Source organism: Halorubrum rutilum, from assembly GCF_024494565.1.
Genome location: NZ_JANHDN010000003.1, coordinates 226,619 through 248,978 on the forward strand (window position 1 = coordinate 226,619; position 22,360 = coordinate 248,978).

Consider the following 22,360-nt stretch of genomic DNA (forward strand, 5'->3'; position numbering starts at 1 on the left):
CCTCGGACGACCGTGCAGAGGGGCGGGGACGCGGCGCGGCGGAGCTCGGACCGGGACCAATAAGTGAACCTGCCACGGACGGGGCCGTAACCGAAATGACTGAGAACGACGCCGGCGCCCGGCGCGACGCGGAGGGCTGGCGGCCGCCGCGGTGGACGCGGTCGCAGGCCGCGCGGATCGAGCGCACGCCAGAGACCGTCGCGCCGGTCATCGAACCGCCCGCGGAGGACCCCGCCGCGGACCTCCACATCTGGGACACGTGGCTGCTTCGGGACCGCCACGGGGAGATCGCCGAGGTCGACGGCTGGCGGGTGCTCTTCTCGCTGACCGCCCCGGAGGAACTGCTGCCCGGGAAGCGTCACGACGTCGCCGAGATCCGGTTCTTCTACTCCCGGAACGGGACCGAGTGGCACGGCGGCGAGCCCGTCTTCGACGCCGACGCGCTCGGGCAGCGCCAGTGGGCCGGCTCCGCGCTGTACGACGACGGCGACCTCTACCTCTACTACACCGCCGCCGGCGACGAGTCGGCCGAGGAGCTGAACTACAACCAGCGCATCGCCGTCGGGCACGGCGGCCGGTTCGCGGCCGACGACGACGGCGTGCGGAGCGAGGGCCCCTGGACCCACGAGGTCCTCCTCGAACCGGACGGGGAGTGGTACGAGAGCGAGGACCAGTCGCGGGGGATGATCTACACCTTCCGCGACCCCTGGTTCTTCGAGGATCCGAACACCGGCGAGACGACCCTGCTGTTCGAGGCGAACACGCCGGTCCCGACCGACAGCGGGCGATGCGGCGGCGACGAGGCCCAACAGGAGTTCAACGGGAGCGTCGGCGTCGCGGCGTCGCGGAGCGGCGACCCCCTCGACTGGGAGCTCGAACCGCCCCTCCTCGACGGCGTCTGCGTCAACCAGGAGCTCGAACGCCCCCACGTCGTCGCCCGCGACGACCGATACTACCTCTTCTTTTCGAGCCACATGCACACGTTCGCGCCCGGGCTCCGCGGCTTCGACGGCCTCTACGGGTTCGTCGCCGACTCGCTCCGCGGGGAGTACGAACCGCTGAACGGGTCCGGGCTGGTCGTGGCCAACCCGGCGGGAGTCCCCTTCCAGGCGTACTCGTGGATGGCGTTCCCATACCGCGACGAGGTGCTCGTGCAGAGCTTCTACAACTACCGCGAGTTCGCCGGCGAGTCGCTCGACGGGATCGCGGACCTCTCGGAGGCCGAACAGCGACGCCGGTTCGGCGGCACGCTGAGTCCGACGCTCAGGCTCGATGTCGGCGACGACCGGACGCGCATCCACGGCACGCTCGCCCACTGGCACATTCCCACGGCGCGCGAGGAGCTCCCGGCCACCGACGGGTATCGACCGCCGGACGACGTCGACCCGGACGAGGGGTACGTGGACCGCCCCGACACCCGGATGGACCGACACCGCACCGGCAGGTACCCGCGGAACGGCTACTGAGGCTCCGCGTCGGTCCCCGCCGAGGCGGGTCGCGTCGGCGGCGTGATCGCGGGTTCGAGCTCCCGGATCTTGAGGGCGGAGACGGTCGCCCGCCCCCCCTCGGCCCTCACCGACAGCCCCGTGCTGTCCGCGTCGGGGTACACCCGGCTCGTGAGGCAGTGCCGGTCGTTCGCGAACAGCTCGATCACCGACCCGTCGAGGAACGCGCGGAGCGACAGCGGCTCGTCGTACGGCGTCACGGGCATCCGTTGTGCGTCGCTCGCGCCGATTCCCTTCCGGCTCGACGCCGCGCGGTCGACCGTCAGCTCGTTCTCCCGCGTGTAGCGGATCGCCGTCCGCTCGTCGCGGTCCGCGGACTCGAACACCGAGAGCTCGAACGCCGAGGCGTCCTCCAGCGACACCTCCAGTTCGACCTCCAGCGTCCGGCCGCTCGCCTCCAGCGCGTGGCGGTCGTCGTCGACGACCGGCGGGACCGCGGCGGGCAGATCGCGCCGCCGGAGCCGGTCCACCTCGGCCGCGGGTCGCTGCCGGAGCCGGCCGTCGTCGCCGAGCGAGAGCACCCGCGGGAGCGAGAGCGCCCCGGACCAGCCGGACTCCCACTGCGCGCTCGCGTCGCGCGTCTCCGGGAGCCACCCCCACGTCAGGTGTCGGTCACCGTCCCGGAGCGACTGCGGGGCGTAGAAGTCGCCGTGGTCGAGCAGTCCGCGGTGGGCGACGTCGAACTCCCCGTCCGCGACCGTCCCGAGGAAGTAGACGACGTCCTCGTAGTTGGAGACGTGAAGGAGCGAGCGATCGCCGAGGTCCAGCAGCTCGGGACACTCCCAGACGGCCCCGTGGCCGTCGTCGCCGGTCAGCAGCGGCCCCTCGTACGTCCACTCGCGGAGGTCCGGCGACGCGTACAGGAGGGCCGTGCCGCCCCGGTCGGCGATCCCGCTCCCGATGAGCTGGTACCACCTGTCGCCGTCCCTCCAGACCGCGTGGTCGCGGAACTCGATCTCCCAGTCCTCGGTGGAGAGGAGGTCGAGGTCGGACGGCGGCTCCTCGATGACGGGGTTGCCCGGGTCCTTGTCCCACTCCGAGAGGTCAGGGTCCGCGCTCGTCGCGAGACACGGGAGCTGCCACCGCCCGTCGCCGCCGGTGTAGAGGACCGTCGGCGTCCCGCCGTCGTCGACCGCGCACCCCGACCAACACCCGTGCCGGTCGGGGCCGTCCGGCGACGGCGCGAGCGCGATCGGCTCGTCGCTCCAGTGAAGCAGGTCGTCGCTGACGGCGTGGCCCCAGTGGATGGCGTTGTGAAACGGCCCCGCGGGGTTGTACTGGTAGAACAGGTGGTACCGCCCGTCCCAGCGGATCAGGCCGTTCGGGTCGTTCAGCCAGTTCGCCGGCGGCGTGAAGTGATAGCGCGGCCGCGCGGAGTCGTCGGCGAACGCCCGGCGCATCGCCGTCAGCTCGTCGGCCGTCTTCGGGCGACCGGGCTGGTCGCCGGCGGCGACCGCGGACAGGCACCCGGAGACCAGCTCCGAGCGCGCGTCGGCGACGGACGGGTCGGCGGGCTCGTCGAACGCCAGCGGCGCGCCGACGCCGACGACGCCGCCGCCGCGGTCCCACGAGACGACCGTCATCTCGTTCGGCACGTCCCGGTCGCCGCGGAGGGTCGACGCGAGCACCTCGCCGCGCGCGGGGACGACGGCCTCGTAGCGGGCCGTCGGGACCGCCCCGCGGTCGCAGGTCGGAACGCGGATCGAGTCGAACGCCGCGATCGCTCGGTGGTCGCCGTACAGCGTCCGCCAGAGCACGCCCGTCGGCTCGGCGACGCTCTCGACGCCGACGGCGTCCGGGGCCACCGGGTCGATCCCGAGGTCGTCGACGGCGGCCATCGCCCGAAGGGTGAGCAGCAGCCCCCCGCCGTCGTCGAGGAAGGCGTCGACGGCGTCCGTCGAGCGCGTCGAGAGGGGGTCGTCTCCGAGCGGCGCGTCGCGGTGCCACCACAACACGTCGCAGCCGTCCGTCGCCTCGCCGACCTCGGCGAGGGGAACCCGCACGGCGTCGACCGGCCGCTCCTCTAACCACGCCAACGCCGCCCGCTGTTCGTCCGACGGCGCACCGTCGCAGACGAATCCGACCCGTGTCCCGTGGCCAGCCATGTGGGATACAATTCGGTGCCGAGTGAAAGTCGTACCGTCTCCGGGTCAGACGGGCGCGCGGAACCCTCCGCGACGGGACGAGTCGTTGACGCCCGGAACCACTCGACGAGACGAGTCGTCGACGCTCGGAACCACTCGACGGGACGGATCGCCGGTACCATAACGAACGTTTATGACGGAGGCTGTGAGACAATACGTCACATGCAAGCCGCCAGACTCCACGAGTACACCGACGACATGAGCGAGGGGCTGACGATCGACGAGGTAGACCGACCGCACGCGACGGGCGCGAGCGACGTGATCGTCGAGGTCGAGGGCGCGGGGTGGTGTCAGACGGACAATCACATCATCGAGGGGATGTGGGAGGAGTACGTCCCGCAGGACCTCCCGATGACGCTGGGCCACGAGAACGCCGGCACCGTCGTCGAGACGGGCGAGGACGTCGAGATCGTCTCGGAGGGCGACCCCGTGATCTGCCACCCGGTCCAGACCTGCGGCACCTGCCGGCCCTGCCGGCTCGGCGAGACGATGTACTGCGAGAACGACGCGTTCAACGGGCTCACCGTCGACGGCGGCTTCGCCGAGTACCTCCACACGGGCGAGCGCTCGGTGATCCCGCTGCCGTCCGGCGTCGAACCGATCGACATCGCGCCCCACGCCGACGCCGGGATCACGGCGTACCACGCCGCGAAGAAGGCGGTCGCCGACCTGAACCCCGGCGACCACGCGGTCGTCATCGGCGTCGGGGGGCTGGGCCACATCGGCCTGCAGTGCCTCGACGCGATGAGCGCGGCCCGGATCACCGCGGTCGACCTGAAGGAGTCCGCGCTCGACCTGGCCGACGGCTACGGCGCCGACCACCTGATCAACCCCTCGGAGGCGGACGTCCCGGCCGAGATCGAGGGGATCACCGACGGGACGGGGGCCGCGCAGGTCCTCGACTTCGTCGGCGAGGACGTCACGACCGCGTACGCGCCCGACATCACCGCCGCCGGCGGCGACCACCACATCATCGGCTACGGCGGCCACGTCCACGAGCCGGCGCAGGCGCTGGTGAACGGCGAGTTCTCCTTCGTCGGCAACATCGTCGGCCGGTACGCGGAGCTCCAGGAGCTCGTCGCGCTCGTCGAGCAGGGCGACGTCGACCTCCACACCAGCCGGTACGACCTCGGCGACGTGAACACGGTCGCGGAGAAGCTCGAACACCGCGAGATCGACGGGCGCGCCGTGATCACGCCGTGATCCGATAGCTCAAATCCGCGTTTCACCCACGCCAAACGCTTTCCCCCCGGCCCGCGAGCCCCGGGTATGGGCGATTCGCTCGGATCCGAGTCGAGGCTCTCGTCGTCGCAGCGGTGGGCGCTGCTCGCCGGCGGCTACGCGTTCGGCTGTGCGACCCTCACGGCGGTCCTGCTCTCCAGCGCGCTCGGCCTGTTCGCGGAGGTGATCGGGCTCCCGACCGCCTTCGCGATGCCGCTCCTCGCGGCCCCGGCGCTCGTCGCCGGCGCGAGCGTCTGGTGGGCGCTCGTCGAGCGGCCGGGGACCGTCACGTACCTCCGCGGGGCCGCGTTCGGGCTGGTCAGCGCGCTCGTCACCGGGGGCTTCTGGACCGCTCGGTTCGCGTCCGTCTGGAGCGTCGAGATGCTGACCGCCGGTCCCGTCCCGCTGCTCGTCGGGTTCGTGTTCGGCGCGGTCGCCGTCGCGGGCGTCCTCGTCGGGCTCCCCTTCGCGTTCGTCCGTCGCCGGAGTCGGGAGCGGTCGGCGGCCGCCGCGACCGCTAACTCCTTGTGATCGGCGCGCACACCGATCGCGTATGGACGAGAACGGTACCGGCGCGAACGCGCCGGCGGACGCCGCCGCGCACGGGCGCGAGGACGCGACCGATCCGCTCGCGGACGCGGACGTCTTCAGGGTGCTCGGGCCGGACGGCGGTCCCCTGCCGGACGCGACGGTCCCGGACCTCTCCGACGAGCGGTTCCGCGCGATCTACCGCGACCTGGTCACCACGCGCCGCTTCGACGAGCGCGCGGTGAGCCTCCAGCGACAGGGGCGGATCGGGACGTACGCGCCCTGCGCCGGGCAGGAGGGGTCGGCGGTCGGGTCGACCCACGCGCTCGCCGACCGCGACCTGATCAGCTACCAGTACCGCGAACACGGCGCGGTCGTCGTCCGCGACCTGCTCTCGGCGTACCTCCCCTACTGGATGGGCCACGAGTCCGGGACCGAGGCGATCGCCGACGGCAACGTCTTCCCGCTGAACATCGGGATCGCGGCGCACCTCCCGCACGCGGTCGGCGCCGCCTGGGCGTTCGACTACCGAGACGAGGACCGCGTGGTCGCCGCGCACTTCGGCGACGGCGCGACGAGCGAGGGCGACTTCCACGAGGCGATGAACTTCGCCGGCGTCTTCGACACGCCGACCCTCTTCTGCTGTCACAACAACGGCTGGGCGATCTCGATCCCCGAGTCGCGCCAGACCGCGAGCGACACCTTCGCGGAGAAGGCGGCCGCCTACGGCTTCGAGGGCGTCCGCGTCGACGGGATGGACCCCCTCGCGAGCTACGCGGTCACGCGGGAGGCGGCCGAGCGGGCGCGGGGCGACGCGTCGGACGGTGACACCGCCCGTCCGGTCCTCGTCGAGTTCGTCGAGTACCGGTTCGGCGCGCACACCACCGCCGACGACCCGACCGCCTACCGCGACCCCGACGACGTGGACCCGTGGCGCGCGCTCGACCCGCTCGACCGCATGGAGGGCTTCCTGCGGGAGACCGGGCGGATCGACGACGAGGGGGTCGCGGCGATCCACGACGCGGCGGACGAGGTCGTCGCCGACGCGATCGACGTCGCGGAGTCGGTCGAGGCCGACCCGAGCGACATGTTCGACCACGCGTACGCCGAGCTCCCGCCCGAAATTCGGCGCCAACGCGACGAGCTGCTCGCGGCGGTCGACGAGCACGGGGAGGCGTCGTTCCGGCGGGAGGAGTAGGGGCGCTCGGGGAGCGTCCCGCGGCGGCTACAGGTGCTCACCGGCCGCGGCGGCCGCCCGCCTGCCGCTCTCCAGCGCGCCCTGGATCGACGACCACTCCGTGTAGTCGCCGGCGAGGACGACGGGTCCCTCGGGGTCGTCCGGGTCCGGGAGGTCGGCGTGGACGCCCGGCGGCTGCGCGAACTGCGCGAACCGGAGCCGGTGGACGTCGAGCGTCTCCAGTCCCTCGAAGGCGCGCTCGGGGAACCACGCTTCCAGCGCGTCGCGGACGTCGTCGCGGAGCGCGTCGGCGGGGCGGTCCAGCGACCCCTCGCCGAGGAACGTCGCCGCGAGCAGCGCACGGTCGTCGGGGGCGTACTCGGGCGCGACCTCGGACATCGGGACCACGGCGTTCGGCGACTCGGTCGCGGCGTTGAGCAGTATCCGCCCGCCGGTCTCGAACGACTCCCCGGCGGGGAGCGCGTACCAGCCGGTGACGTTCGGCACGCCCTCGGTCGGGATCGACCCGACGCCCGTGAGGCGCCGGGCCTCGGGCGGGGTCGCCGCGACGACGACCGCGTCGGCCTCGCGCGTCGAACCGTCGGCGAGTTCGACGGTGGCGCCCTCGGCGTCGCCGCTCCCGGTCCGGAACGGGATCCGCCCTTGTCTCGCGATTCGAACCGACTCCACGTCCTCGCCCGTCTCGATGTCGACGCCGGCCTCCCGGGCGCGGGCGGCGAGCGCCTCGGGGATCGCGGCCATCCCCTCGGCGGGGACGCCGATGCCGCCGCGGCTCATCGCGCGGAACGTGTACTCGAACACCGCCTTCGAGGTCGCGAGGCTCCGGTCGAGCGTGATCCCGCCGTAGAACGGCTCCACGAAGTGCTCGACGTAGTCGTCGGCGAACCCCCAGTCCCGCAGGTACTCGCGGATCGGGGCGTCCCGTCCGGCGAAGAAGTCGTCCTCGTCGCGCTTCGAGAGGTCGTACCGCAGCGCGAGCGTCCGGAGCTTGTCGGAGAACGACACCTCGTCGTTCAGGAGCGAGGGGATCGCGCCGCGAGGGTCGCGAAGCGGGTCCGAGAGCGTCGAGCGCGACCCCGGCCGGCAGATGGTCGCGCCCGGCGCGAACGTCCGGAGGTCGAGGCCGTCGGCGTCGAGCCCGCCGGCGTCGAGCTCGCCGGTGTCGAGCTCGCCGGCGTCGAGCTCGCGCTCGACCGCCGGGTAGCTCGTGAACAGCACCTGGAAGCCGCGGTCGAGCGTGAAGCCGTCGACCGTCTCGCTCCGCACGCGCCCGCCGACTTCGGGGCGTCGCTCGTACAGCGTCACGTCCGCGCCCGCCTCGGCCAGCCGGCTCGCCGCGACGAGCCCCGCGAGCCCGCCGCCGACGACGGTGACGTCTCCGGTCATACGTGAGGTATCGAGTTGTGGGTTTATAAGCGCCTGCGAGTCGGGTCCGTCGCGGTGACCAGCCCGAAGCCCCAGCCGCGGGGAGGCCGTACGCTCGCTGCGCTCCTCGCTCGGTCACTCCGTACCTTCGCTGCGGTGCTTGGCGTCGCCTACGGCCTCCCCGCGGCTGCCCCTTCGAGTCCCACCCCGCGCAGCGCGGCACCGCAGCCTCACACCTCCCCACCCTCGTCAGTCGCCTCCGCTTCGCTCCGGCGACTGACTCCCTCGCGGACGGTTCGCGGTCGCCGATGGCGACCGCTCACCGGCGCGCCACCGCATCCGGGAGTGAGAAGCGATTAGTCGCCGCCGCCGCAAGGGTTCGTATGGAGTCGACGGAGACGACGACGGCGTTCCGCGGGCTGGAGAGTCGCGCGTCGGGGCGCGTCCACGAGACGGCCGACCCGACGGCGGTGTCGGCCGAGGAACAGGCGCGGGGGCTCGACCCCGCCTACGACTACGACGCGGTCGACCCGGAGGCGCTGCTGGCGGGGCCGCGCGACGGACCGGCGGGGGCGGGCCGCGGCCACTGGCGCTTCGACGCGCTGCTCCCGTTCCCGGCCGGGACGGCGCTCTCGGCGGGCGAGGGCGCCACGCCGCTGGTCCCGACGGAGCGGCTCGCGGACGTGCTCGGCGTAGAGTCGGTGTATGTCAAAGATGAGGGACGGAATCCCACCGGAACGGTGCTCGACCGCGGGCTCTCGGTCGCGCTCACCGCGGTCGCGGCGCGGGCGTCTGAGGGTGCCGACGTCGAGCCGCTCGCGTGCGCGAGCCCGGGCAACGCCGGGCAGTCGATGGCGGCGTACGCGGGGCGGGCCGACCTGCGCTCGTACGCGTTCGTGCCCTCCCGGTGCGCCTTCTCGAACAAGGCGATGACGAACGTCCACGGCGGGGACATGCGCGTGGTCGGCGGACGGTTCCCGGACGCGGCCGCGGCGGTCGACGAGCAGCTGGAGACAGAGTACACCGACCTCGGCGAGTTCGCGACGCCGTACCGCCACGACGGCGTGAAGACGCTCGCGTTCGAGCTCGTCGCCGACCTCGGCGAGGCCCCAGACGTCGTCGTCGTCCCGACCGGGTCCGGCGAGGTGATCGCCGGCGTTCACAAGGGGTTCACCGAGCTGGAGCGGGTCGGCGCGATCGGCGCGGTCCCGCGGATCGTCGCCGCGCAGGCGGCGGGCTGCGCGCCGATCGCGGCGGCGGTCGAGCGCGGCCTCGACGAGCCGGAGCCGTGGGAGACGCCGGACACGATCTGCGGCGAACTGGAGATCGCCGACCCCGCGGGGGGCGCGGCCGCGGTCGAGGCGGTCGCGGAGAGCGGGGGGACCGCCGTGGGCGTCGAGGACGAGGACGTGCTCGCGAGCGCGGTCGCCGTCGCGCAGAACGAGGTGATGGAGATGGGCGCCACCGGCGGCGCTGCTCCGGCCGGCGCGTGGGCGCTCAAGGAGGAGGGGTTCTTCGACGGAACGGAGACGGTCGTCCTGATCAACAGCGACGCCGGGCTCAAGACGCCGGACGTGCTCCGCAGCCACCTGATGGGACAGGGGATCTGAGCCGCGGTCGACGCCGTCCGGTCTCCTCATCGCCGACGGCACTCCTCGCCGGCGAGCGCCGCCGAGAATCAGGGCCGCCGGGGATCAGGGCCGCCGTTCGAACTCCGGGTCGAACAGCCGCGCCGACATCGGCGCCGGGTCGCCCTCGGTGAGGTTGTACCCGGAGAAGTCGGTGACGCCCGCCTCGCGGAGCAGCTCCTCGTCGTAGAAGCTGTTACCCGTACACTCCGCCGGATCGCGAGCGAGGATTTCGAGCACCGCGTCGGAGACGACCTCGGGGGTGCGCCAGTCGTCCTCGGTCCCGAGCCCGAAGTAGCGCGTCGCGCGGGTGTCGATCGTCGTCACCGGCCAGAAGGTGTTACAGCCCACGTCGTCGCCGGCCAGCTCCTCGGCGAGCGAGAGCGTGACGAACGACATCCCGAGCTTCGACCACGCGTACGGCGCCTTCCCCGGCGACCGGTCGGTCGTGACCGGGGGCGCGTTCGTCAGCAGCCACGCCCCGTCGAGGCCCGCGAGGTGGTCGGCGAACGCGTGCGCGACGAGGTGGGTCCCCCGGACGTTCACGTCGGTCAGGAGGTCGAAGCGGTCGGCCGGCAGGTCGGCGATATCCGCCAGCTGGATCGCGCTCGCGTTGTTGATCACGACGTCGACCTCGCCGAACCGGTCGATCGACTCCTCGACGACGGCCTCGACGCGGTCCTCGTCCCGGAGGTCGAGTTCGAGCGCGAGCGCCTCCGGCCCGCGCTCGCGCACCTCGCGGGCCGTCTGCTCGACCGACCCCTCCAGCTCGGAGTCGTCGGCGTCCGTCGTCTTACCCGTCGAGACGACGTTACAGCCGTGATCGGCGAGAGCGAGCGCGATCCGCTTGCCGATGCCGCGAGTGGCTCCGGTGATAAAGGCCGTCGAGCCGGCGAGGTCGGGGGCCGCGAGTGCCATGGCTCCGATCCGGCCGACCGGCGTATAGTTCCCCGTGTCGAGGCCGCGCGACCCAGGGAACCGTTTTTACGTCGGCCCGCGTACGTGCGGACATGTACGTCCGCGACGCCAAGAACCGTGACGAGGCGTGGTTACTGGACGCGATCGAGCGGCTCGGGCTCGACGACGTCGCCTTCCGGTCACGGGACTACGTGATCGCGGTCGACCAGGAGTCGGGCGACCGGGCCGGGTTCGGCCGGCTGCGCCTGCACCGCGGCGACGAGGGCGAGGAGAACCGGATCGAGCTCACCGGGATCGGCGTGCTCCCCGAGTGGCGCGGCCGGGGCGTCGGCGCGCACGTGGTCGAGCGCCTCGTCGACACCGCGGCCGCGGACGGGTTCGAGACGGTGTACGTGCTCACCGACCAGCCCGACTACCTGACCCAGTTCGGCTTCGAGGCGGTCGACACCGACGCGCTCCCGCCGGCGCTCTCCGACCGGCTCGACGAGAAGCGCGAGTTCCTCGGCGGGGGCGTCGTCGGCCTGCGGCTCCCGGTCGACGAGTTCGAGATGCCCGACCGGTTCCGCGAGGCGTTCAAGGAGGCCGAGCCGGCGGCGGCCGCCGAAGAGGAGACGACGGAGTCGCCGGAGGACTTCGGGATCGATCCCGAGTCGGCCACGTACAAGTACGACACCGGACGCTGAGGCCGAGTGGGACCCGGCGCGCGACCCGCCCCCGCGACCCCGGCGCTTATCGCCCCGCCGACCGACGGCCGGGTATGGACCTGATCGAGGCCGCGCGCGACGCGCTCGACGACGCGCACGTCCCGTACTCCGAGTACCGCGTCGGCGCCGCGCTCCGGACCGCCGACGGCACGGTTTACACGGGCTGTAACATCGAGAACGCGAACTACTCCAACAGCCTCCACGCCGAGGAGGTCGCGCTCGCGGAGGCGGTGAAGGACGGCCACCGCGAGTTCGACCGCATCGCCGTCGCCTCCGGCGTCCGCGACGGCGTCACCCCCTGCGGGATGTGCCGGCAGACGCTCGCCGAGTTCGCGGCCGACGACCTCGTCGTCGTCTGCGACGAGGGCGGCGGCGAGACCAGCGAGTACACGCTGGGCGAGCTGCTCCCCAACACCATCTCCGAGGGCACGCTCGACGACGCGAGGGGGGCCTGAGGGCGGGAGGGGCCCGCCGAACGACCGGGGATCTCCGACGGACGGCCGCGAGGCGGAACCCCTTTGAAACGGCTCGCCGAAGGGCGGAGACATGACCGACGACGAGGCCCCCCACGAGACCGCCGGCGACGGCGGCGCCGACCCCGACGGCGCCGCGGGCGGCGACAGCGAGGACCCCAACGACGACGTCCAGTACCACGTCAAAGTGGGGCCCGGCGACGTCGCGGACGCGGTGCTCCTCCCCGGCGACCCCGAGCGCGTCGACAAGGTCACCGCGCTGTGGGACGACTACGAGGCGGTCGCGCACCACCGCGAGTACCGCACCGCGACCGGGACCTACGGGGACGCGCCGATCTCCGTGACCTCCACCGGGATCGGCTCCCCGTCGGCCGCCATCGCGGTCGAGGAGCTCGCGAGGGTCGGCGTCGACACGTTCATCCGGGTCGGGTCCTGCGGCGCGATCCAGCCCGGGATGGAGGTGGGCGACCTCGTGATCACGACGGGCGCGGTCCGCCAGGAGGGGACGAGCGACGAGTACGTGCGCGAGGACTACCCGGCGGCCGCCGACGGCGAGGTCGTCTCGGCGCTCGTCGCCGCCGCGGAGCGGCTGGGGTACGACTACCACACCGGCGTGACGATGAGCGCCGACTCCTTCTACGCCGGGCAGGGCCGCCCCGGCTTCGAGGGGTTCGAGGCGGCGGGCTCCGACGAGCTGGTCGCGGAGCTGCGGGAGGCGAACGTGAAGAACATCGAGATGGAGGCGTCGGCGATCCTCACGATCGCGAACGTCTACGGGCTCCGCGCCGGCGCGGTCTGTTCCGTCTACGCGAACCGCGTGACCGGGGAGTTCCGGACGGAGGGCGAGTCGCGCGCGGCCGAGGCCGCGAGCCTCGCCGTGAAGCTCCTCGCGCGGATGGACGAGGTCAAGCGGGAGGCGGGCGCCGACCGCTGGCACGCCGGGCTCTCGCTGTAGACCGGAAGCGGTCCGCCGGTCTCCGCCGCCGTCACGGACGTTCCAAAGCGACTTTACCCGCGCACCGCGGAGCGGCAGGCATGAGTACACAGGTCGTCGTCGTCGGCTCCGGGTACGCCGGCGCAGGGGCGGTGAAGGCGTTCGAAGACGAGGTCGGCGAGGGCGAGGCGGAACTCACGTGGATCTCGGAGCACGACTACCACCTCGTCCTCCACGAGGTCCACCGCGCCATCCGCAACCCCGCGGTCGCGGACAAGATCACGATCCCCGTCGACGAGATCAAGTCGCCCGAGTCCGACTTCGTGCAGGGCCGCGTCGTCGACGTCGACACGGACGAGCGCGTCGTCGAGACCGACGACGGGACGACCGTCGACTACGACTACCTCCTCCTGGGCGTCGGCTCCACGACCGCCTTCTTCGGCATCGACGGCCTAGAAGAGCACGCCCACCAGCTCAAGGGCCTCGACGACGCGAAGGCGATCCACGAGGACGTGCGGTCGGCCGCGGCCGACGCGACCCGCTCCGACCCCGCCGAAGTGGTCGTCGGCGGCGCCGGGCTCTCCGGCATCCAGACCGCGGGCGAGGTCGCGGAGTACCGCGACAAGCACCGCGCCCCGATCGAGATCACGCTCGTCGAGGGGCTCGACGAGGTCTTCCCCGGCAACGACCCGCAGCTCCAGGGCGCGCTCCGCCAGCGGCTGGAGGACGCCGACGTGGAGATCCTGACGGGCGACTTCATCTCGGAGGCCGACGAGGACGCGGTCTACCTCGGCGGCGGCGACGGAGAGGAGCCCGAGGAGCTCCCCCACGACGTCCTCGTGTGGACCGGCGGCATCACGGGCCAGCCGGAGCTGGAGAACGTCGACGTCGAGAAGGACGAGCGCTCGAACCGCGTCCACGCCGCCGCCGACTTCGCGACCAGCGACGACCGCGTGTTCGCCATCGGCGACACCGCCCTCGTCGAGCAGGGCGACGACGAGGTGGCGCCGCCGACCGCGCAGGCCGCCTGGCAGGCCGCCGAGGTCGCCGGCGAGAACCTCGCGCGGGCCGCCCGCGGCGCGCCGCTCCAGTCGTGGGAACACAAGGACAAGGGGACCGTCATCTCGGTCGGCGAGGAGGCGGTCGCCCACGACGTGATCGGGATGCCGATCAAGACGTTCGGCGGCACCCCGGCGAAGCTCCTGAAGAAGTCCATCGCGGTGCGGTGGATCGCGAAGGTCTCCTCGGCCGGGCGCGGCGTGAGCGCGTTCGGCGACATGTAGGGCCGGCGCGTACGACGCGGTCGAAGCGGCTTTTCGCGCTCGCGAGGGTTGGATTCGGCAGCGACGGCGCCCGGGCTCTCGGCGGACCTCTGGCTCTCGGCGGCCGAATGAGAAGAGAGGCGAGGAGAGAGGAAGGGAGAGGGGTCGGCGTCGGCGGCGAGCGGTCAGTGTTCGGCGGGCTCGTCGGGGGCGCGCATGTCGTCGATCCGGAGGATGAGGATGTTCGCGGTGTCGTCTTTCCCGTCGACCGTCCCGTCGATGACGAGCTTCGAGAGCGGCGTCGGACCGACGGTGACGGAGTCGCCCTCGTGGAAGTCCCGGACGGAGCCCTGAACGTGGATCTCGGCGCGGCAGAGCTCCGGGTGGTGGACGCTGGAGAGGTCGATCCCGTCGACGTTGACGCCCGTTACCTCCTCGCCCTCGTGGAAGATGGGGACGTCCGCGGGCTCGTCCATGCGCTGGATGTCGAGCGCCTCGTAGGCGTTCGAGGTGGGCTTGTAGCCGCCCTTCGGGCCGGGGACGCCCTCGACCAGCTGGAGGGCCTTCAGGCTCTGCATCTGGTTGCGGATCGTGCCGGGGTTGCGGTCGACCTCCTCGGCGATCGCCTCGCCCTTGACGGCGTCCTCCTGTTCCCCGTACAGGTTGATGAGGGCCGTGAGGATGCTTTTCTGACTGGATGTGAGCTCGATCGATGACATGGACGCGAATAGATGGCCGCACCGCTTAAATGCGATGGAAGGCCGTTATAAACGATCGCGCGGATTCCGCGTTCGCCGCCGTCGACGGCTACCCTCCGTATCGCCGGCGGAGCCGGACGTACGCGAGGGGACTGGAGAGCGCGACGGCGACGCCGACGCCGATCAGGGCCAGCCCGAGGTCGCTGACGAACAGCGCGACCCCGGCGCCGACGAGCCCGATCACGGCCCCGGTGAAGGCGACCGCGATCATGGCGCCGACCGGTTCGACGTCGCTGCCGGCGACGTCGGCGGGATCGAACTCCGGGGGCGCGTCGCCCGCGCCGAGGTCGTCGTCGTCAGTGTCCTCGTCGGGACCGGCGTCGTCATCGACGGGACCGGAGCCGCCGTCTGAACCGCTCATACCGGCCAATCGGGGCGCGGCGGCAAAACCGTGTGCGATCGCGTCCGATCGGTCGCCACCGCGGGACCGCACCATTCAAGCGTCGGGGCGTCGCGCGGGCTGGTATGACCACCGTCAGGATCATCGGCGCGCCGACCGACTACGGGGCGAACCGACGCGGCGTGGATATGGGGCCGTCGGCCATCCGATACGGCGGGCTCGCCGACCAGCTCGCGAGCGCGGGCGTCGGCGTCGTCGACGCGGGCGACCTCGCGGTCCCGCGCGCCGAGGAGCGCGACCCCGACGCGGACGCGCCGAGCGCGGGGAAGGCGAAGTTCCTCCGGGAGACGGCCGACGTCTGTCGGCGCCTCGCGGACGAAGTGAGCGGGACGCTCGCCGACGGCGCGGTCCCGCTCGCGCTCGGCGGCGACCACTCGATCGCCATCGGCTCGCTCGCGGGCTCCGCGCGGGACGCCGACGTCGGCGCGGTGTGGTTCGACGCCCACGCCGACCTCAACACGCCCTCGACGACTCCCTCGGGGAACGTCCACGGGATGCCGCTGGCGGCCGCGCTCGGCCTCGACGAGTTCGCGGGGTCGGAGTGGGCGAACGCGCCCGGGCTCTCGCCGGAGAACGTCGCGCTCGTCGGCCTGCGCTCCGTCGACGAGTCGGAGGTCGAGGTCCTCCGCGAGCGCGGCTTCGCGGCGTACACGATGTCCGACATCGACGAGCGCGGGATCACCGAGGTCACCGAGGAGGCGATGGCGACCGCGGGCGACGGCGTCGACGGCGTCCACGTCAGCCTCGACCTCGACTGGCTCGACCCCAACGAGGCGCCCGGGGTGGGGACGCCCGTCCGCGGCGGGGTCACCTACCGGGAGGCCCACAGCGCGATGGAGATCGTCGACGACGCCGACTCGCTCCAGTCGATGGAGCTGGTCGAGGTGAACCCGACGCTCGACCAGCACAACGAGACGGCCGAGCTCGCGACGGAGCTGGCGGCGAGCGCGTTCGGAAAGCGGGTGCTGTGGTGAGGGCCGGCGGAGCGAGGGGGGCGCCGCTCAGACGCCGCGGTCGAGCTCGTCGACGACGCGCTGGAGGTCGGCCTCCCGTTCGACCTCCCGCTTGATCTCCTCGCGGCGGCGGACCGCCGCGGAGTCGGCGTCGTACGCGCGGACGAACTCGGCGCGGGTGTGCTCGTCGAACGCGTGCCGGATCGCGAAGTAGCCGTCCGGGACGATCGTGCCGCACACCTTGCACTCGTGGCGCTGGTGGCCGTCGGTCTGGTGGACGATGGCCGACTCCACGTCGTCGAAGGCGGCGTCGCAGCCGTCGATTCCGCACGTCCAGCGGGGCATGATTCCCCGTCTCGCCCGCGGGGGATTAACCGTTTCCCCCGCGAGTCTTCCTTCACTCACTCCGTTCGTTCAGTCGTTCCCTCGCGTGGTCCCGTTCGGTACGCTCACGAGACCCCCGCGCGGCGGTGGGGGAGAGCGTCGGGGCGCGCCGGGACGGCGGCCGCGACCGCCGGCGTCCGACGCGTCCGCCGTCGCCGGACCCGGATCCCCTCGGAGTCAAACGATACGCCTTTGCTCGGGGACGCACACCGTCCGGTACCGTGACCCGATCGAGAACGCGCGTCGACGCCCACGTGAAGGTGCTCGACGACGACGTCGTGGCCCTCGCGAAGGAGCGGGGGATCGACGCGCTCGTCTACGCGCCGCACTTCACCCGGCTGACGACGGTCCGGGAGCGCGCGGCCCGGTACGCCGACGACGACCTGACGGTCGTCCCCGCCCGAGAGGTGTTTACCGGCGACTGGGGGAACCGCCGGCACCTCCTCGTCCTCGGCCTGGAGGACCCCGTGCCCGACTACATCACCTTCGAGGCGGCGATGGCCGAGTTCGATCGGCAGGACGCCGCCGTGCTCGTCCCGCATCCCGGCTTCGCCACCATCTCGCTCACCCGACCGGAGATCGCGGCCCACGCCGAGCGACTCGCCGCGGTCGAGACGTACAACACCAAGCTCCTTCCGCACCAGAACACCCGGACGCGGCGGATCGCCGAGGTGACCGACATGCCCGGCTTCGGCTCCTCGTACGCGCACCTGCCCGGCACCGTTGGGGAGGCGTGGACCGAGTTCGACGGCGACCTCGACGACGCCGACGCCGTCGTCGACGCCTTCCGCGAGGATCGTCCCCGGACCGTGGTCCACCGCGGCGGGGTCCGCCATCAGCTCCGCGGGCTCCTGGAGTTCGCCCACCTCGGCTACGAGAATACGTGGGAGAAGCTCGACCGCCTGTTCCTCTCCGGCGACGAGCCCACCCTCCCGACGAACGTCGTCTACGAGGGGCGGTTCAACGACGTGAGCGTCTACTCCGGGACGCTGTCGGACTACCGGCCGAAGTGAGGGCGTCGCCGCGTCGCGACCACGCCGACGGGACCGAAGCGAAGCGGACCGCGCCGAACCGAACAGAAACCGCTCAGATCCCGATCCCGGCCGCCGCCTCGCTCGCCGCCCGGGTCGCGGCCGAGACGTCTAGGTCGAGCGTCACGACGTAGGTGTGAAGCGCCCAGAACGCCGCCAGCTCCACCGCCGTGACGACCACCGTGACGAGGTCGGCGTACTTGCTGCTCGTCGTCACGCCGGAGGGGAGGCCGAACTCCCTGTCGGACAGGGGGTGGAACAGCGCGATGCCGCGCCGGCTCCCGACGACGTCGAGGAGGTAGTGGGTCAACACGCCGATCCAGACGTACTGGAGGTTCCCGAACACGATCGGGTACGCGAGGAAGATCCCGAGCACCGGGAGGCTGTGGAGCGTCTTCCGGTGGCGGCCGAAGGCGGTGTCGACGTCGGGGAACAGCGCCCCCAACACGATCGGAACGGTGATCTCGGCGACGGTCCGCGCGGTGGCCGCGCCGAGGCTCGGCTCGATGACGAAGCCGAGTCCGATCGCGAGCAGCAGGGCGTTGAGGACGTGGCCGCGTTTGTTCATACCACCGCGTGGCCGGGGCCGTAGGTGAAACCACCGGATTCCGGCGGTCGGGAAGGTGGTCGGCGCGTCGCTCGGACCGCCGAACGGATCCCTCACGCGCAGACGGGGAGTCGAAAGAGCCACGGGAGACGCCGCCCAGCGGTCCGTATGGAGTACGAGGAGCCGAAGTTCTTTCACGTGATGCAGTACGCGGCCGCGGCCGACGGCGACGTCATCGACATGGTGAGCGGCAACCCCGACTGGGAGCCGCCGGCCGCGCTTCGAGAGGCGCTCCGCGACTACGCCGACCTCCCGCCCGACGACTTCCAGTACCCGCCGAGCGAGGGGTTACCGGAGCTCAGGGAGGCGATCGCCGAGCGCCGGAACGTTGACGCCGACCGCGTCGTCGTCACCAACGGGACCGGCGAGGCGAACTACCTCGCGATGGCGCGCGCGTTCGAGCGCGGCGCGGGCGACGAGGCGGTCCTCACCGACCCCGTCTACCCGTACTACCCGGGGAAGGTGGACATGCTCGGCGGCGAGGCGACGCTCGTCCCGACCGAGCGCGACGGCGGCCTCGACCTCGCGGCGATGCGCGAGGCCGCGAGCGACGACACCGCCCTGATCGCCCTGAACACGCCGAACAACCCGACCGGAGCGATATACGACCTCGACGCGGTCCGCGAGGTCGTCGAGATCGCGCACGCGGTCGACGCCCTCGTGATGGTCGACGAGGTGTACGACCACTTCGACCTCACCGGCGAGTTCGAGTCGGCGCTGACGCTCGACTCCGACCGGGTGATCGTCACCAGCGGCTTCTCGAAGTCGATGGCGATCACCGGGTTCCGGGTCGGCTACGGGGTCTTCCCCGAGGCGCACGTCGGCGAGGCGAAGACGCGACACATGCTCGTGAACGTCGCCGGCGCGCGCCCCTCGCAGTACGCGGTCCACCACGCGCTCGCGGAGACGCCGCCGGGCTACTACGCGGAGGCCCGGGAGCTGCTCGCCGACCGCGTCGACGCCTTCACCGACGCGCTCGACGCGGCCGGGGCGGAGTACAGCCGCCCCGAGGGCGCCTTCTACGTCCTCGCGCGCTTCGAGGGGTTCCCCGGGACGATGGCGAACGTGAAGCGATTGGTCGACGAGGCCGGGGTCGCGGGGATGCCCGGCGAGGCGTTCGGCAGCGCGCGCGACGAGTGGATCCGGTTCGCCCTCGTCACGCCCCGGGCCGTCGAGGCCGCGGAGCGACTCGCCGACTACTTCGGCGACTGATCCGGAGACGAATTGCGGTGGCGCGTGCCGATGAGCGCCCGGAGGGCGCGAATCGCACGCGCGAGGGACGCGGCGAGCGAGGGCGACCGGAGGGAGTACCGAGCGAGCCGCGAGGCTGGGGAGGTGTGAGGTGCGGTCGCGGTGCTGTGCGGGTGGGGCTCAAAGGGGCAGCCGCGAGGACGAAGCACGGCGCAGCAAGCACCGCAGCGAAGGAGCGGTAGCGACTGAGCGAGGAGCGCAGCAAGCCGCGCGAGTCGTCGCGGCTGGGGCTTTGGAGGCCATCACCGTCGATCCACGGACAGCCACTCACGAATTGACGGCCGAAACGTCTCGAACCGCGTCTAACCGAAGTTCTCGACCTTCGCGGCGTCGGCGTCGCCGCCGGCTGCCTCGACCGCGGCCTCGGCGTCGGCCACCAGATCGGCGAAGCCGTAGACGAAGACGGTCTCGCCCTCGCTTCCCGTCAGCGCCTCGGCGACCGCCTCGTCCAGCGCCTCGTCGGCGTCGAGGAGGTGGACCGCGGCCCCGCGCTTTTTTAAGCGATCCAAGCGGTCGGCGTGCGACACGTCGTCGTCGCGGTAGACCACTGCGGCCTCGGCCCCGTCGTCGAGCGCGCGCTCGGCGATGGCGACCGCCGGGCCGACGCCCGGCCCGCCCGCGATGACGACCGCGCGCGGCTCGCCGTCGTAGTGCTGGTCCCCGAACGGCCCGGAGAGCGTCATCTCCGTGCCCGCCTCGGCGCCGGCGAGGAACCCGGAAAAGTCGCCGCCCTCCTCGGGGTCGATCCCGACCGTGACCTCGAACGTGTCGCCGACGGTCGGCGACGAGAGGGTGTAGAAGCGGGCGACCGACTCGCCGTCGATCTCCGTGCCGAGCTTCACGAACTGCCCGGGTTCGGCGGCGAACCCGTCGGGCGCGTCGAACCGAAGGGCGTACGTGTCGCGGCCGACTGACTCGACCGCGCTGACCGTCGCTGTCGTGTCCATACGCCCGATCCGGTCGGCGGACACAAACGTGTTCCCGTCCGCGTCGGCGCCGCCCGTCGTCGAACGCGTGCGAGGCGCGACGAGCGCGACGACCGGACCCCGGAACGATCGGACTTCGAGTTATCCGGACTCCGGGCCGACCGGACACGGGGACGGACTCCGGAACGTCCGGACGCCCCCACAATAGTTCGACGAACGTCGAAAGTCAATGCGACGAAGTGGGTCGATCGTGAGGATTAGAGAAAACGAATGTCCAAATAATACCTATATATTTCAGTTTACAAAATAATCTCGGCTATATTTGCAAATTGCTGACCGATCGTCCGAGAAGGCGTCGGTAGCTCCTTCCAGAAGTCTTTTGATGAGTCCGGCGAAAGCCCCGTCATAGCATGGCCGCGGACTTCAATTGGGCCGTCGGCGGAGAGGCCGGCGACGGCATCGACTCGACCGGGAAAATCTTCGCGCAAGCGCTCTCTCGGGCGGGTCGACACGTGTTCACGTCGAAGGACTTCGCCTCGCGGATCCGGGGCGGCTACACCGCGTATAAGGTGCGGACCTCCGTCGACAAGGTACAGAGCGTCGTTGACCGGCTCGACGTGCTCATCGCGCTGACCCCGCGGACCATCGAGGAGAACCTCGACGAGCTCCACGAGGGGTCGGTGATCATCTACGACGGCGAGCGGACCACGATGCAAGACGTCGAGATCCCCGAGGAGATGGTCGGGATCGACGTCCCGCTCAAGCGGCTCGCCGAGGAGGCCGGCGGGGCGATCATGCGGAACGTCGTCGCGCTCGGCGCGGCCTGCGAGGTCGCCGAGTTCCCCATCGAGAACCTCGACTCCGCGCTGGAGAAGCGGTTCAAGGACAAGGGGCAAAAGCTCGTCGACAACAACAAGGAGGCCGCCCGCGCGGGGCGGTCGTACGTCGCCGACGAGTACGACCACGAGTTCGACTACGACCTGGAGACCACCGACGAGGACTACGTGCTCCTCAACGGCGACGAGGCCATCGGGATGGGCGCCATCGCGGCCGGCTGCCGCTTCTACGCCGGCTACCCGATCACGCCCGCGACCGACGTGATGACGTACCTCACCGGCCGGATCGAGCACTTCGGCGGCCACGTCGTGCAGGCGGAAGACGAGCTCTCCGCGATCAACATGGCGCTGGGCGCGGCCCGCGGCGGCGCCCGCGCGATGACCGCGACCTCCGGCCCCGGGATCGACCTGATGACCGAGACGTTCGGGCTCATCGCCACCTCGGAGACGCCGCTCGTCATCTGTAACGTGATGCGCTCGGGCCCCTCGACGGGGATGCCGACGAAGCAGGAGCAGGGCGACCTGAACCAGATGCTGTACGGCGGCCACGGCGAGGTCCCCCGGTTCGTCCTCGCGCCGACGACGATCGACGAGTGCTTCTGGAAGACGGTCGAGGCGTTCAACCTCGCCGAGAAGTACCAGCTCCCGGTCTACCTCACCGCCGACCTCTCGATGGCGGTCACCGAGCAGACGTTCTCCCCGGACACCTTCGACATGGACGCGGTCGAGGTCGACCGCGGCTTCGTCGTCGACGAGGCCGACGTCGACGACCACACGAGCGACACCGACGGCTTCCAGCCCCACGAGATCACCGACGACGGGATCTCGCCGCGGGCGTTCCCCGGCACCGCCGACGGCGCGCACATGTCGACGGGCCTCGAACACGACGAGCAGGGCCGCCGGACCGAGGACACCGACATGCGCGTCGCGCAGGTCGACAAGCGCAACCGGAAGGTGGAGACGGCCCGCGAGCGCGAGGACTGGAGCCCGCGCGAGTTCGGCGACGCCGACGCCGACACGCTCGTGATCACGTGGGGGTCGAACGAGGGCGCGCTCGCTGAAGCGGTCGAGCTCCTCGACGACGAGGGGCGGGACGTGCGGGTGCTCTCGGTGCCGTACGTCTTCCCGCGACCGGACCTCTCCGAGGCCGTCGCGGCCGCGGAGAACGTCGTGGTGGTGGAGTGCAACGAGCGGGGACAGTTCGCGGACCTCGTCGAGCACGACGTGCTCGAACGGGTCGACCGCGTCAACAAGTACAACGGCGTGCGGTTCAAGGCCGACGAACTCGCAGCGGAGATCAAAGCGACCCTCACGGAGGGGGTGGAGGCGTAACC

General features: G+C 71.7%; 21 protein-coding genes. 13 read left to right on the forward strand and 8 right to left on the reverse strand.

Annotated elements, in window-relative coordinates; all coding sequences use genetic code 11:
• The first annotated feature begins 95 nt into the window (after window positions 1-95).
• On the forward strand, window positions 96-1,466 hold the full coding sequence (locus NO900_RS07720) for a glycoside hydrolase family 68 protein (RefSeq protein ID WP_256408643.1): 1,371 nt from the start codon (window positions 96-98) through the stop codon (window positions 1,464-1,466).
• On the opposite strand, the gene NO900_RS07725 is transcribed toward NO900_RS07720, so the two are convergent.
• Window positions 1,460-3,610: a GH32 C-terminal domain-containing protein gene (locus tag NO900_RS07725; protein WP_256408644.1), complete on the reverse strand. Its 2,151-nt coding sequence runs from the start codon at window positions 3,608-3,610 to the stop codon at window positions 1,460-1,462. The genes NO900_RS07720 and NO900_RS07725 overlap by 7 nt on opposite strands.
• A 201-nt stretch (window positions 3,611-3,811) precedes the next feature.
• On the opposite strand from NO900_RS07725, the gene NO900_RS07730 reads away from it, so the two are divergent.
• The 3 genes from NO900_RS07730 (at window position 3,812) to NO900_RS07740 (ending at window position 6,596) form a co-directional block, all read left to right on the forward strand.
• Complete coding sequence (locus NO900_RS07730) at window positions 3,812-4,852, forward strand: NAD(P)-dependent alcohol dehydrogenase (RefSeq protein WP_256408645.1); 1,041 nt, start codon at window positions 3,812-3,814, stop codon at window positions 4,850-4,852.
• 66 nt (window positions 4,853-4,918) lie between these two features.
• Complete coding sequence (locus NO900_RS07735; protein ID WP_256408646.1) at window positions 4,919-5,401, forward strand: hypothetical protein; 483 nt, start codon at window positions 4,919-4,921, stop codon at window positions 5,399-5,401.
• 22 nt (window positions 5,402-5,423) lie between these two features.
• A complete protein-coding gene (locus tag NO900_RS07740) occupies window positions 5,424-6,596 on the forward strand; it encodes a thiamine pyrophosphate-dependent dehydrogenase E1 component subunit alpha (RefSeq protein WP_256408647.1) in 1,173 nt (390 codons plus the stop codon).
• A gap of 27 nt (window positions 6,597-6,623) precedes the next feature.
• Here NO900_RS07740 and NO900_RS07745 read toward each other — a convergent pair whose 3' ends face one another.
• A complete protein-coding gene (locus NO900_RS07745) occupies window positions 6,624-7,982 on the reverse strand; it encodes an NAD(P)/FAD-dependent oxidoreductase (RefSeq protein ID WP_256408648.1) in 1,359 nt (452 codons plus the stop codon).
• Between the two features lie 362 nt (window positions 7,983-8,344).
• On the opposite strand from NO900_RS07745, the gene NO900_RS07750 reads away from it, so the two are divergent.
• Window positions 8,345-9,571, forward strand: a complete 1,227-nt coding sequence (locus tag NO900_RS07750; protein WP_256408649.1) for a pyridoxal-phosphate dependent enzyme — start codon at window positions 8,345-8,347, stop codon at window positions 9,569-9,571.
• 84 nt (window positions 9,572-9,655) lie between these two features.
• Here NO900_RS07750 and NO900_RS07755 read toward each other — a convergent pair whose 3' ends face one another.
• Complete coding sequence (locus tag NO900_RS07755; protein WP_256408650.1) at window positions 9,656-10,507, reverse strand: SDR family oxidoreductase; 852 nt, start codon at window positions 10,505-10,507, stop codon at window positions 9,656-9,658.
• 92 nt (window positions 10,508-10,599) lie between these two features.
• Between NO900_RS07755 and NO900_RS07760 the strand changes: the two genes are divergently transcribed.
• The 4 genes from NO900_RS07760 (at window position 10,600) to NO900_RS07775 (ending at window position 13,901) form a co-directional block, all read left to right on the forward strand.
• The gene (locus tag NO900_RS07760) at window positions 10,600-11,190 is read left to right on the forward strand and encodes a GNAT family N-acetyltransferase (RefSeq protein ID WP_256408651.1); all 591 of its coding nucleotides are present in this window, start codon (window positions 10,600-10,602) and stop codon (window positions 11,188-11,190) included.
• 74 nt (window positions 11,191-11,264) lie between these two features.
• On the forward strand, window positions 11,265-11,666 hold the full coding sequence (gene cdd / locus NO900_RS07765; RefSeq protein WP_256408652.1) for a cytidine deaminase: 402 nt from the start codon (window positions 11,265-11,267) through the stop codon (window positions 11,664-11,666).
• A 91-nt stretch (window positions 11,667-11,757) separates the two neighbouring features.
• The gene (locus NO900_RS07770) at window positions 11,758-12,639 is read left to right on the forward strand and encodes a nucleoside phosphorylase (RefSeq protein WP_256408653.1); all 882 of its coding nucleotides are present in this window, start codon (window positions 11,758-11,760) and stop codon (window positions 12,637-12,639) included.
• A gap of 80 nt (window positions 12,640-12,719) precedes the next feature.
• Window positions 12,720-13,901, forward strand: a complete 1,182-nt coding sequence (locus tag NO900_RS07775; protein ID WP_256408654.1) for an NAD(P)/FAD-dependent oxidoreductase — start codon at window positions 12,720-12,722, stop codon at window positions 13,899-13,901.
• 164 nt (window positions 13,902-14,065) lie between these two features.
• Here NO900_RS07775 and NO900_RS07780 read toward each other — a convergent pair whose 3' ends face one another.
• Window positions 14,066-14,599, reverse strand: coding sequence for an Rrf2 family transcriptional regulator (locus tag NO900_RS07780; RefSeq protein WP_256408655.1), 534 nt, complete (start codon window positions 14,597-14,599; stop codon window positions 14,066-14,068).
• Between the two features lie 88 nt (window positions 14,600-14,687).
• Complete coding sequence (locus tag NO900_RS07785; protein ID WP_256408914.1) at window positions 14,688-14,999, reverse strand: hypothetical protein; 312 nt, start codon at window positions 14,997-14,999, stop codon at window positions 14,688-14,690.
• Between the two features lie 104 nt (window positions 15,000-15,103).
• Here NO900_RS07785 and rocF point away from each other — a divergent pair, with 104 nt between their 5' ends.
• Window positions 15,104-16,012, forward strand: a complete 909-nt coding sequence (gene rocF, locus NO900_RS07790; RefSeq protein ID WP_256408656.1) for an arginase — start codon at window positions 15,104-15,106, stop codon at window positions 16,010-16,012.
• A 27-nt stretch (window positions 16,013-16,039) separates the two neighbouring features.
• Here the strand turns inward: rocF and NO900_RS07795 are convergent, their stop codons facing one another.
• On the reverse strand, window positions 16,040-16,336 hold the full coding sequence (locus NO900_RS07795; RefSeq protein ID WP_256408657.1) for a DUF7565 family protein: 297 nt from the start codon (window positions 16,334-16,336) through the stop codon (window positions 16,040-16,042).
• A 260-nt stretch (window positions 16,337-16,596) separates the two neighbouring features.
• Here NO900_RS07795 and NO900_RS07800 point away from each other — a divergent pair, with 260 nt between their 5' ends.
• Complete coding sequence (locus NO900_RS07800; protein WP_256408658.1) at window positions 16,597-17,388, forward strand: PHP domain-containing protein; 792 nt, start codon at window positions 16,597-16,599, stop codon at window positions 17,386-17,388.
• Window positions 17,389-17,461: 73 nt separating this feature from the next.
• On the opposite strand, the gene NO900_RS07805 is transcribed toward NO900_RS07800, so the two are convergent.
• A complete protein-coding gene (locus NO900_RS07805; protein ID WP_256408659.1) occupies window positions 17,462-17,974 on the reverse strand; it encodes a metal-dependent hydrolase in 513 nt (170 codons plus the stop codon).
• A gap of 147 nt (window positions 17,975-18,121) precedes the next feature.
• Here NO900_RS07805 and NO900_RS07810 point away from each other — a divergent pair, with 147 nt between their 5' ends.
• The gene (locus NO900_RS07810) at window positions 18,122-19,225 is read left to right on the forward strand and encodes a pyridoxal phosphate-dependent aminotransferase (protein ID WP_256408660.1); all 1,104 of its coding nucleotides are present in this window, start codon (window positions 18,122-18,124) and stop codon (window positions 19,223-19,225) included.
• 341 nt (window positions 19,226-19,566) lie between these two features.
• Here NO900_RS07810 and NO900_RS07815 read toward each other — a convergent pair whose 3' ends face one another.
• Window positions 19,567-20,211: an FAD-dependent oxidoreductase gene (locus tag NO900_RS07815; RefSeq protein ID WP_256408661.1), complete on the reverse strand. Its 645-nt coding sequence runs from the start codon at window positions 20,209-20,211 to the stop codon at window positions 19,567-19,569.
• Window positions 20,212-20,600: 389 nt separating this feature from the next.
• Between NO900_RS07815 and NO900_RS07820 the strand changes: the two genes are divergently transcribed.
• Window positions 20,601-22,358 carry a 2-oxoacid:acceptor oxidoreductase subunit alpha gene (locus tag NO900_RS07820; protein ID WP_256408662.1) on the forward strand — a complete coding sequence of 586 codons (1,758 nt, stop codon included), beginning with the start codon at window positions 20,601-20,603 and terminating at the stop codon, window positions 22,356-22,358.
• Window positions 22,359-22,360: the final 2 nt, after the last annotated feature.

Bases quoted from the DNA above. Each gene is read 5' to 3' on its own strand.
- cdd (WP_256408652.1), top strand. From the start codon at position 11,265: ATGGACCTGATCGAGGCCGCGCGCGACGCGCTCGACGACGCGCACGTC.
- NO900_RS07725 (WP_256408644.1), bottom strand. From the start codon at position 3,610: ATGGCTGGCCACGGGACACGGGTCGGATTCGTCTGCGACGGTGCGCCG.
- NO900_RS07780 (WP_256408655.1), bottom strand. From the start codon at position 14,599: ATGTCATCGATCGAGCTCACATCCAGTCAGAAAAGCATCCTCACGGCC.
- NO900_RS07770 (WP_256408653.1), top strand. From the start codon at position 11,758: ATGACCGACGACGAGGCCCCCCACGAGACCGCCGGCGACGGCGGCGCC.
- NO900_RS07750 (WP_256408649.1), top strand. From the start codon at position 8,345: ATGGAGTCGACGGAGACGACGACGGCGTTCCGCGGGCTGGAGAGTCGC.
- NO900_RS07760 (WP_256408651.1), top strand. From the start codon at position 10,600: ATGTACGTCCGCGACGCCAAGAACCGTGACGAGGCGTGGTTACTGGAC.
- NO900_RS07735 (WP_256408646.1), top strand. From the start codon at position 4,919: ATGGGCGATTCGCTCGGATCCGAGTCGAGGCTCTCGTCGTCGCAGCGG.
- NO900_RS07815 (WP_256408661.1), bottom strand. From the start codon at position 20,211: ATGGACACGACAGCGACGGTCAGCGCGGTCGAGTCAGTCGGCCGCGAC.
- rocF (WP_256408656.1), top strand. From the start codon at position 15,104: ATGACCACCGTCAGGATCATCGGCGCGCCGACCGACTACGGGGCGAAC.
- NO900_RS07775 (WP_256408654.1), top strand. From the start codon at position 12,720: ATGAGTACACAGGTCGTCGTCGTCGGCTCCGGGTACGCCGGCGCAGGG.
- NO900_RS07740 (WP_256408647.1), top strand. From the start codon at position 5,424: ATGGACGAGAACGGTACCGGCGCGAACGCGCCGGCGGACGCCGCCGCG.
- NO900_RS07730 (WP_256408645.1), top strand. From the start codon at position 3,812: ATGCAAGCCGCCAGACTCCACGAGTACACCGACGACATGAGCGAGGGG.
- NO900_RS07785 (WP_256408914.1), bottom strand. From the start codon at position 14,999: ATGAGCGGTTCAGACGGCGGCTCCGGTCCCGTCGATGACGACGCCGGT.
- NO900_RS07745 (WP_256408648.1), bottom strand. From the start codon at position 7,982: ATGACCGGAGACGTCACCGTCGTCGGCGGCGGGCTCGCGGGGCTCGTC.
- NO900_RS07805 (WP_256408659.1), bottom strand. From the start codon at position 17,974: ATGAACAAACGCGGCCACGTCCTCAACGCCCTGCTGCTCGCGATCGGA.
- NO900_RS07810 (WP_256408660.1), top strand. From the start codon at position 18,122: ATGGAGTACGAGGAGCCGAAGTTCTTTCACGTGATGCAGTACGCGGCC.
- NO900_RS07720 (WP_256408643.1), top strand. From the start codon at position 96: ATGACTGAGAACGACGCCGGCGCCCGGCGCGACGCGGAGGGCTGGCGG.
- NO900_RS07795 (WP_256408657.1), bottom strand. From the start codon at position 16,336: ATGCCCCGCTGGACGTGCGGAATCGACGGCTGCGACGCCGCCTTCGAC.
- NO900_RS07820 (WP_256408662.1), top strand. From the start codon at position 20,601: ATGGCCGCGGACTTCAATTGGGCCGTCGGCGGAGAGGCCGGCGACGGC.
- NO900_RS07755 (WP_256408650.1), bottom strand. From the start codon at position 10,507: ATGGCACTCGCGGCCCCCGACCTCGCCGGCTCGACGGCCTTTATCACC.